Raw genomic sequence first — 10217 nt, 5'->3', positions numbered from 1 at the left:
TGATAGAGAAGCAGTCGTGAACTTCTGCCAGGTCGACGTCGTCGATGGTGATCCCGGCCTCTTTGAAGGACTGGTCGACGGCCCGTTTGCCGGCAATCAGTTCGTGCATGTTCGGTCGCACACTTTCCGGCAGCCGCTCCGTGGTCATGCCGATGCCGGCGATTTCCACCGCCCGCTGGCTGATGGCTCGAGCGTCTTCGGTGGGCGCCAGAATCACTGCCGCCGCCCCATCCGAAATCAGGGAGCAGTCATGCAGGCGCAATGGCGAAGCGATGACGGGATTGCTGCCTTTGCCTGATTCCGGCAGATTTAAAATGGCTTCCGGGCTGAACAGCTTGAGTCGATCCGCCGGCCCGCCCTTGCTGAAATGGGCCAGCGGGTTTTCGATGCCATTTCGATAGGAGAGCGCCGATACGGCCGCAAACATTTTCTGCAATTCTTCCCGGGTATAACCGTAGTGGGCCATGTAGCCTTTGGCGTACTCGGCGAAAAGCCCCGGAAAGGTCATTCCGGTTGCGCCCTCTTCCGGCCAGTAGGAAGAACAGGCCAGGGTATGGGTGACGTCGGGAGTCGCCAGCAGGCTCATCTTTTCCACGCCGATGACCAGGACCCTGCGGAAACGGCCAGACTCGATGCCGAAGAGGGCATTGTAAAGGGCCACGGAGGATGAGGCGCAGGCCCCTTCGGTGCGGGTGGTGGGTACGAAACGCAGAAATTCCGGGGCGACTTCCAGCCCCAGGGGCCCCACGTGCTCCTGGTTGACGAACATGGACGGTGAGCAGGATCCGATCCAGATGCCGTCGATGTCTGACGGGTGCAGCCCCGCATCATCGATGGCACCCTTGCCGGCCTCGATGATCAGATCGTAAAAGGACTTGGTATCCTGAACCTCTCCGGTTTCGCGGTTTTTTTCCACAAAGGCCCCAAACTTGGTGTTGTATGCGCCAATCATGCTGACACGACTCATGGCAATTCTCCTTTGCACCTTGATCCTATTAATGGGTTTATTTAGGCCAGAAACATATTAGCAAATCACAATAACCAAAACTCAAATGACAAACAAATCACAATGACCAAAAAAACAAATTCCAGACCTGGCAATCTTGAAGGAAGGAAATACCAACGCGCGATACCTGTGTAGATTTTCATTTACCGGTTGCCAAAGACAACTGAAGATATCGATGATGGTCAACACCTGATGTATTGTATCTTGTTTGAGATTTGGATATTGAAATTTATTTGAGATTTGAAAATTGGATCTTGTTATTTAATACTTGGTAGTTACCATTTGTTGTTATCGGTCTAAACGAGCTGGGTAGAACAAAGGCTGATATGTGGCCGGCGCTACCCCTTCGAACTCAACCGCAGACCGCCGTGGATAAAATAGACATCGCCGGTAAGGGCTTCATTGCGATAGAGCTCACACACCAGCGATGCGATTTCATCCGGATCGATCAGCCGTCCGATGGGCACATTGTCCAAAATGCGCGAGAGCGCCTTCTGGTTCATGCCTTCCAGAATCGGTGTGGCGACGTACCCCGGGGCCACCGCCACGCAGCGGATACGGTCGGCAATCCCCCGTCTGAAAAATTCGGCGGTGATCACTTTGGGCATCACCGAAACGGCGGCTTTGGTCGACGAGTAGTTGATCTGGCCGGCGGTCCCCAGCGATCCGGTGGATGAAATCAGGCAAATCAGGCCTTTGTCCCCGTTGTTGATCATCTGTTCGGCGCATTCACGCACCGTGAGAAACACCCCCGTCAGATTGACGTCGACCACCGAACGGAACTGATCGAGGGTCATCTTGGCGCTGACCTTCCCGGATTCGCGGTCGGGGGAAAGCATCATGCCGTCCTTGATGATTCCGGCGAACGGCGCCACCAGGTTGATCCTGCCGAAGGCCTTCATGGCCGTTGTCGCCAGCCGATGGCTGTCCGCTTCATCCGTCACATCACACACCAGAATTTCGACCCGGTCGCCGATGGCCGCCTTGGCCGTTTCCAAAGCCGGCTTTGAAACATCCCCCAAGAGTACTTTTCCCCCCTTTTTCACCCAGTATTTGGCAAACGCAAGGCCAATTCCGCTGCCCCCCCCGGTCACCACGGCGACTGAATCGTTGATCTCCAGCATGATGTCCTCCTGTGAAGTTTACTGTTTTCACCGTAGTGAGCAATTTCCATGCCGTCATCAAGATGCCTGATTGACGCGGGTTCAGCGTCTCTCCCGACGACCGAGAGCAGGAAGAATGTAGCAATTTTAGTACAATCCTTGCCCTGCGTTGACAAGACAAATCAATCTAAAATCAATCTAACTACTAAAAATATTATATAATATCAAGTTGTTAAACTGATTTTAGGGAAATGAACAGCGTTCGGCATACCTTTTGCTCACTTTATTTCAACACTTCAATCACAGCCATGTCCACCCTATAATCTAATTTACCGCCGGGGAGGCCCCGATGAATCTGGGAATGCTGTTCTCGCGTCATGCACGCTATCGACCGGATCACACCGCTGTGGTGTTTGGTGATCAGCGCCTGACCTATTTTCAGCTAAATCAGAACATCAACAAGTTGGCCCATGCCATGATAAGCCTGGGAATCAAAAAGGGGTCCACGGTAGCCACGGTGTTGCCGAATTGCCTGGAGCTTCTGGAAACCTACTGGGCCGCAGCCAAAGTGGGTGCCGTGGTGGTACCCATGAGCACCCTGCTGATGGAGGGTGCACTCCGATCCCTTCTCAAGGACGCCGATGCGGAGATGGTGATCACGAATGCAGCATTTGCAAATATTATCGAAACGATAAAGCCTGACCTGCCCATGCTTCGTCCAGGCTGCTGCCTGCTGGTGGATGCAACCGCGGTGGCAGGGTTTCAGCACTATCATTCCTTGAAGGCGGCTGAACCGGACAGCGAACCTGAAGCCCCCGTCATCCGCGGCGACGATACGTTTAACATCATGTACAGCAGCGGGACGACCGGCCTGCCTAAAGGGATTGTTCACACCCACGATATTCGCATCGCTTACGGCACCTCTTTTGCCACCGCCTTTCGACTGGCCCCGGAAAGTGTGACGCTTCACGCCGGCGCCATCGTGTTCAACGGCGCTTTCGTCGATTTGATGCCCACGGTTTTCCAGGGGGCCACCTATGTCCTGCTGCCGCAATTTGATCCAGTTGATTATATCGCGTGCATTCACAGGGAAAAAGTCACCCATGTGATGATGGTTCCCGCCCAGATTATCGCCATGCTGAATGCACCCAATTTCGACCCCGGCAAGTTGGTTTCTTTGGAAATGATCCTCGCTTTGGGCGCGCCCTTGCACCTCGAGCATAAAGAGACCTTGAACCGGCTGCTTCCCGGGCGCTTTTACGAGCTCTATGGCTTGACGGAAGGTTTCGTGACCGTTTTGGACAAACTGGATTACCACAACAAGCCCGCGTCCGTGGGCATTCCGCTGCCCCTGTTCGACATGAAAATCGTTGACGAATCGGGTGCCGAGTGCCCGTCAAACCAAGTGGGTGAAATCTGCGGCAAGGGCCCGATACTGATGCCCGGATACTATAAACGACCTGATTTAACAGAAAAAGCAATCGTGAACGGGTGGCTCCACTCCGGCGATCTGGGTTACGTCGATGAAGATGGTTTCTTGTACCTGGTGGACCGCATCAAGGACATGATCATTTCGGGCGGCGTCAACGTTTATCCCCGGGACATCGAAGAGACCGTCGTTCAGCACCCCGATGTCATCGAGGCGGCGGTGTTCGGGGTTCCGGATGAGCGGTGGGGCGAAGTGCCCTTTGCCACAGTGACCGTGGTTCCTTCGGCAACTGTTTCCGAGCAGGCGCTCAAGGATTGGATCAATTCGCGCGTCGGGGCTAAGTTTCAGCGGGTTTGCGGTGTAAAAATCATTAACGATTTCCCCAGGAACGTTGCCGGTAAAACATTGAAACGAGACCTTCGCAAAATGTTCGCAGAAGCACCGGCCAGAGATAGGTCGGGAAAGCCATAATGTATCAACGTGGATACATGTGTAGTATTTCCACTACAAAACTGCTGAAGGAAATCAATCGAGGGGGTGATGCAGGCCAACATATCTTTAAATGTGACAGGAAGATCCGCTTCATAGGCAATATACTAACCTAATACAAAAGGGGAGGAAAAATGAAAAGATGTCTCAAAGCAGCAGCAATTTTTTCGGTACTATTCCTGTTCGTCACAGGCATGGCTTTGGCTCAGGACAAGAAGACAAAGTCAGACCGAACAAAATTCGGCGCAGACAAAAGAATTGAAGAAGTCAAAAATCTAAAGGTCAAAACCAGCACCGAAAAACACCGCTGGAAAATGGTGCTGCCCTGGTCCAAAGGCTTGCTTTTCTATGACATGGCGGTCCATTTCTGTGACACCGTCCGTCTGGCTTCCGGCGGCCGCCTGGACATAAAAGCTTTTTCAGCCGGGGAACTGGTTCCCGCTATGGAAATTTTCGATGCGGTCAGCAAAGGCTCCTTTGATGCGGGCCATGACTGGCCCGGTTACTGGAAGGGCAAGAACGAGGCATTTATCACCGTCGCCTCTGTACCTTATGGCCTGGACGCCGAACTTTACAATATCTGGCTTTATGAAAGGGGTGGCCTGGAAGAGATGCAGGCCCTTTATGCCCCGTACAATCTTTTTGCCCTGCCCGGTGGCCAGGTTGGGCAGGAAATGGGACTGAACTCCAGCAAGAGAGCTTCCACCATGGAGGACTTCAAGGGGATGAAGGTCCGGACCTGGGGCTGGTACCTGGACATCCTGAATGAGCTCGGCGCCTCTGGCGTTGCCACGCCGGGCGGTGAGGTCTATCTGTCACTTCAGACCGGCGTCCTGGACGCGGCCGAGTTCTCTTCACCGGCGGTCAACTATCCGATGGGTTTTGACGAAGTCACCCAATACATCATCCAGCCGGGCGTGCATCAGCCCGCCTGCCAATTCGCCTTCTTTTTCAACAAGGATTCCTACGACAAACTGGGCGACGATCTGAAATGGATCCTCGACACGGCCGCCAAGGAGACCCAGCTCTGGAGCTACAGCTGGATCAACAACCTGAACGCCGAAGCGATCCGCCGCTTCAAGGAAAAATCTGAAATCGTGATGATGGATGAAAAAGCCATCGTCGATTTCGCCAAGACGACGCAAGCCTATATGGAAAAGGTAAAAGCAAGATGCCCCGACTGCAAGCGCTTGCTCGAGTCCCAGGAAGCCCTGAAGAAAGATTTTGCCGATTGGCGTTCCGCCAGGGCCGGAGTCACGCCGTGGCCGATGGATGACGTGGTCAAAGGAAAACTGCACGAATAGTAAACGCCCCGAATAGGGCAAGCATGGTCCAACCGAGACCGGCTGGATTCGCCTTGACAGGCGCAATCCAGCCGGATATTCAACAACCCGCTTTTAAAATGCAATCAATTCATCAAGCGGCCTTTCGTTTAATTTACCGCTAAGCCGTTTTTGTTTTAGGAAATCATTATCCGGTCATGTCAGTGGCAAAGCAGAGGGAGGAGGGAGCTATGCAGCGGCTCACGAAAATAATCGACAAGATCGTCGTGAAACAGGCGGAAGTATCGTCTCTTCTTATGGTGATCCTGGTAGTGATGATGTGCTACGAAGTGGTCAGGCGCTACTTTTTCAACGCACCGACGATCTGGGGCCTGGAGCTCACGACCTTCATCTTCGGCGTGCATTTTGTCATGGGGTATGGCTACACTGAATATTTCGACGGACATGTGCGAGTCGATATCTTCAGCAGCAGATTCCCTAAAAAATTGCAGGACATCCTATACATCGTTCTGACGATCGGCGTCACGCTCCCCCTCGTTGCCTTGCTTGGCATCTGGGCCTGGGACAATGCGATCATTTCCACCAAGATCCTGGAGGATCTTTCGTCGGCCTGGGCGCCGCCGATCTGGCCGGTAAAACTGTTGATGGCCCTGGGGTTTACCTTTCTTTTTCTTCAAGTTCTCTCCAACTTGATCAAACGCCTGCTAACCTTCAGTCAACAGGAAGCGGTTCGCTAAGGGGATGATATGAGTCCAGAATTTCTCACCATCGGCATGTTTGCCACGCTTATTTTATTCATCGTGCTCGGGCTCCCTTTGGCGTATTCGCTGGCCGGGACCGCCGTGATCTATGGCTTGATCGAAAACGGGTTCAACGTCGACGGCCTTTTGGGATTTTTTATCAACAATGCCTGGGGCACCATGAACAATTTCGTGTTCGTGGCGGTTCCCCTGTTCATCCTGATGGCGCAGCTGCTGGATCGCGCTAAAATATCGGACGCCCTGTTCGAAGCCCTCTACGTGGTCATGGGCCCCATAAAGGGCGGGCTCGGATTGGCGGTCATCTTCGTCTGTGTGATCCTGGCCGCCACCACGGGTATCGTGGGGGCGTCGGTTGTCGGGATGGCTCTTCTTGCCGGCCCCAAACTCCTCGAAAAAGGGTACAATAAGGAGATGTCCGCCGGCCTGATCTGTTCGGGCGGCACGCTCGGCATCCTGATCCCCCCCAGCATCATGCTCGTGGTCTATGGGGGCTTGACCGGGCTCAAAGAAACCTCGGTCGGTGCCCTTTTTGCTGCCGCCATCCTACCGGGCCTGCTCCTGTCCTTTCTTTACATGTCCTACGTATTTATCATGTGCCAGGTGAAACCGGCCTATGGCCCCCCGATCAGCAAACAGGAGGCGGCCGGCTACTCCGCGCGGCACAAGATGTGGATGGTAGTCAAGTCCATGGTCCCGCCGTTGGTGCTGATCTTCGCCGTCATGGGCACCATCCTCGGTGGCATCGCCACGCCTTCCGAGGCGGCGGGCGTCGGTGTGTTGGGCGCGGCCATCCTGGCCATCGCCCGTGGCAGCTTCAACTGGAAGGTCGTCTATGAGTCCTGCAAGGCGACACTCAAGACCACTTCCATGGTCATGATTCTGGTCCTTTTCGGGAACCTTTTCAGCGCCACCTTTCTCTTTGTCGGCGGGGGGGACGTCATCACCGACCTGCTTATCGGCGGGGACCTCCAGCCGGGGGTGATCCTCTTCATCATGCTCTTCGCCGTCTTTATCATGGGCATGTTCATCGACTGGGTGGCCATCCTGCTCGTCTGTCTTCCGGTTTACATGCCGGTCTGCATGGAACTTGGCTTCAACCCCTTATGGTTCTCGATGCTGATCTGTATCGTCCTGCAGACCTCCTTTTTGACACCCCCCTTCGGCTATGCGCTGTTCTATTTTGCCGGTGCCGCACCTGAAGGCCGATACCAGATGATGGAAATCTATAGGGGCGTGCTGCCGTTCATTTTCCTGCAGGCCATCGGCGTTCTGTTCTGTGTCCTGTTCCCGTCGATCATCACCTACATTCCCAGCGTCATTTTCAGATGATCGCGGGTGGTGAGAAGTTGCAGTCCAGCGGTTCTTTAATATAAGGGTTTCCGGCTCGGAGGCCCCCTGCTTGTTGTCCTTTACGCACAAGGTGGGGATTCATCATATTCAGATAGTTATCGAATCCCGCCTGTGCGGGAGTGACACGGTTTACGGCTTTTAACTGGACCATCAGGTTTTAAATAGAAATGGAATCCCGCCGCGCGGGTGGCATTATTGTTTAAGTTCATCCGGCTGAAACCTGCTTCGCTATACGCTTACCGGCCCTTTTCAAGGTGCTGGGATTGGATCAAATCGTAGTCACTGAGTAGACCATCGCCCACCAAGTCGACCACGCCGGAAACCTGATCCAAGACAAGGATCGGATAGCGATACCGGTATTCAAAGATTCGTTTTTACCCACAGGAGTGATCGGAACGGGAAGGTCCCGTTTCGTGATGGATACTCACCCATAGCTGAGCCTTGCGATTACAATTAGCGCAATAGGCTTGATTTACTCCTCGACAATCGTAGGCTCAGCCACAACCAAGGAGGTAAACCCATGATGAAACAATTACTTGTTATAGCTGCCTTATGCGCGCTATTGGCGGCCTGCGGCAGCGACTCGGCCCCGGTCAATCCTTACGATAGCCTGCCATCCTTTATTTCCGACGCAGCGTCTGTCACTGCCACAACGTATGACGGCGTAAACGACGATCTGCTGACCGGCGGCAACTTGAATGCTGATGGCACCATTACCGAGCCTGCCGCAACCGATAATTTCACGGCCGCAGAAGTTCGCTCAAAAAACATCGCCAGCAACTATAACGCCTTTGTCGACCCGACCTCCCTTGGAGGTATGGGTGTTTGGTGGGGACCCACCTCAACAGAGCAGCTTGGAGACGCCTCTGACCCCGTTCCCACCACTGGTCAGGTTGCCGGTACCGAATATACGGCGCTGACCAATACCAAGGGGATCAACGTGTTGATATCGGTCCAGATTCCCGAATCTTTTGATGTTGACAATCCCTGTATAGTCGCGGCGCCGCCGTCAGGCACCCGCGGGCTTTATGGGGCAATGGCCTCCGCAGGGGATTACGGCCTCAGGCACGGCTGTGCAGTTGCCTACAACAGCAAGGGGACCGGCGAAGGGATCCATCTAGTCGGACTTGGCAAAACCCTCGCCGTGGACAACACAGTTGTTGCCGATGACAGCACTGATGCGATGTTTGTTGCCGAGGTCGATGCGGGCTATACCGCACTGCCGACCACAGTTGCCTCCAGCCATGCGCATTCCCAACAGAACGTTGAAAAGGACTGGGGCTACTATACCCTTCAGTCGGTGGAATTTGCCCTTTATGCCCTTAATCGGCAGTTCCCTGAAAAGAACTTTATCCCCGGCAACACCACGGTTGTCGCAGCGAGCTGGTCGAATGGCGGCCGCGCAGCTATTATGCCCGCCGAAGAGGACACCAAAGGCCTGATCGATGGTGTCGTTGCTGTCGAACCGAATACGGCCATGGGGGTGGTAGACTTCACCATCGTCCAGGGGTCTCAATCGTGGGGGCCGGAATCCGTGGGCTGGAGCCTGTACGATTACTTCGCACTCGGCGGCGTCTACATGCCCTGTGCAACCGGAACGAATAACAATAACCGCTGTGAAGAACTTCAGTCCCTGGGATTGCTGACTTCAGCCAACCCTGCCGACCTGCCTGCAGAAGCAGCCCAAAAGCTGATCGACAACGGCTTCCTGATCGAAAGTATCGAGCTGATTACCAATCTAGAGAATTTCTATCCACGGATCACAGCCAACTATTCTAACTCCTATGGCCGTTACAAGCTTTCCGATGAACTGTGCCAGGTGACCTTTGCCTATAACGGTGATCCGACAGATGCGGCTATCATGAATCAATATGTAGGGGAAAATATCGTTCTGGATCCGGTTAACCTTAGGGCCGGGGAAGACAATATGTTCGGTTTGAGCAAGGACCTCTGCTTCTATACCCTCTCCATTCACGGCAGATCCGAACTGGAAGCCGCCGGACTGTTCGACACCTACAAACATGACGATGAAGCCTATGACCGCGTCCAGGGCGGACTGGCAGAAACCATCATGAGCGGGGACCTGCAAGGCATACCCGCGATCCTCATTCAGGGACGGTCAGACCAGGTGGTCGCCCCGAACCACGGCGCCAGAGCCTATTACGCCAGGAACCGCCAAGTGGAGAACAGGGACGATGTGGTCTACTGGGAAGTGGAAAATGGCCACCATCTTGAAATGTTTCAGAACTTTTACAATTTGGGCTTCTTTGGGGCTAGCACCGATATCACCTATCTGAACCCCTACTTCCATGAAGCCATGGATCAGATGTTTGCTTATCTGGCCGACGGCACTCCCTTTGCCCCAAGCCAGGTGATCCGCACAACACCCGGACCCATCGGCGCAGACATGTTCGGCCCGGTCCAGGACGCTCCGGGTGCTGCCGATGCCATCGCCTGGGCGAGCAACTCCCTGACCATTCCCGAATAAACAGCGCCTCGACCGGACCGGTTGCGCAAAAAGCAGCCACGGGGTTGCAAAGGAAAAAGAATCGGAATTGCGTTTTCCCATAGCAGGCGCTTGTGAAGTGCAGGCAGCATGCTGTAATTATGCAATACATAAAATATCGCCGCATACGCCTTGCATTTTCTCAAATAAACTAATGTATCTTGTAGATCCCCCCACCCCCCGGGGGGATCTATGCATTCCCTGACCGCATTCTTCCGCAGCCGGGTTCATTATTAAATCGTCCTTTATCAAGCATGCTAATTCTGTATCGTTGAAAAGGTAGGGAGGGA

7 protein-coding genes are annotated in these 10217 nt (G+C 53.9%); 5 read left to right on the top strand and 2 right to left on the bottom strand.

Features of this window, described 5'->3' with window-relative positions; translation table 11 throughout:
• Both ABYV26_RS02420 and ABYV26_RS02415 read right to left on the bottom strand, forming a co-directional pair.
• Positions 1-967: hypothetical protein (locus ABYV26_RS02420; RefSeq protein WP_372677822.1), on the bottom strand; the 967-nt coding region annotated here is incomplete at its 3' end.
• Between the two features lie 377 nt (positions 968-1344).
• Positions 1345-2130, bottom strand: a complete 786-nt coding sequence (locus ABYV26_RS02415; RefSeq protein ID WP_372677820.1) for an SDR family NAD(P)-dependent oxidoreductase — start codon at positions 2128-2130, stop codon at positions 1345-1347.
• A 328-nt stretch (positions 2131-2458) separates the two neighbouring features.
• On the opposite strand from ABYV26_RS02415, the gene ABYV26_RS02410 reads away from it, so the two are divergent.
• From ABYV26_RS02410 to ABYV26_RS02390, 5 genes are all read left to right on the top strand, one after another.
• Complete coding sequence (locus ABYV26_RS02410; RefSeq protein ID WP_372677818.1) at positions 2459-4009, top strand: class I adenylate-forming enzyme family protein; 1551 nt, start codon at positions 2459-2461, stop codon at positions 4007-4009.
• Positions 4010-4161: 152 nt separating this feature from the next.
• Positions 4162-5331, top strand: coding sequence for a TRAP transporter substrate-binding protein (locus tag ABYV26_RS02405; protein ID WP_372677816.1), 1170 nt, complete (start codon positions 4162-4164; stop codon positions 5329-5331).
• Between the two features lie 209 nt (positions 5332-5540).
• Positions 5541-6047 (top strand): TRAP transporter small permease subunit, encoded by a 507-nt coding sequence (locus ABYV26_RS02400; RefSeq protein WP_372677814.1) that lies wholly within the window; start codon positions 5541-5543, stop codon positions 6045-6047.
• A gap of 9 nt (positions 6048-6056) precedes the next feature.
• Complete coding sequence (locus ABYV26_RS02395; protein ID WP_372677812.1) at positions 6057-7400, top strand: TRAP transporter large permease subunit; 1344 nt, start codon at positions 6057-6059, stop codon at positions 7398-7400.
• A gap of 541 nt (positions 7401-7941) precedes the next feature.
• The gene (locus tag ABYV26_RS02390; protein ID WP_372677810.1) at positions 7942-9909 is read left to right on the top strand and encodes a 3-hydroxybutyrate oligomer hydrolase family protein; all 1968 of its coding nucleotides are present in this window, start codon (positions 7942-7944) and stop codon (positions 9907-9909) included.
• Positions 9910-10217 lie beyond the last annotated feature (308 nt).

It is taken from the genome of Desulfosarcina sp. (assembly GCF_041551955.1).
Lineage (GTDB): Bacteria > Desulfobacterota > Desulfobacteria > Desulfobacterales > Desulfosarcinaceae > Desulfosarcina.
This window is presented reverse-complemented; position numbering and strand designations above follow the sequence as displayed.

What these genes read in the sequence shown, in the direction of transcription:
- ABYV26_RS02415 (WP_372677820.1), bottom strand. Translation starts at nt 2,130, where the DNA reads ATGCTGGAGATCAACGATTCAGTCGCCGTGGTGACCGGGGGGGGCAGC.
- ABYV26_RS02410 (WP_372677818.1), top strand. Translation starts at nt 2,459, where the DNA reads ATGAATCTGGGAATGCTGTTCTCGCGTCATGCACGCTATCGACCGGAT.
- ABYV26_RS02405 (WP_372677816.1), top strand. Translation starts at nt 4,162, where the DNA reads ATGAAAAGATGTCTCAAAGCAGCAGCAATTTTTTCGGTACTATTCCTG.
- ABYV26_RS02400 (WP_372677814.1), top strand. Translation starts at nt 5,541, where the DNA reads ATGCAGCGGCTCACGAAAATAATCGACAAGATCGTCGTGAAACAGGCG.
- ABYV26_RS02395 (WP_372677812.1), top strand. Translation starts at nt 6,057, where the DNA reads ATGAGTCCAGAATTTCTCACCATCGGCATGTTTGCCACGCTTATTTTA.
- ABYV26_RS02390 (WP_372677810.1), top strand. Translation starts at nt 7,942, where the DNA reads ATGATGAAACAATTACTTGTTATAGCTGCCTTATGCGCGCTATTGGCG.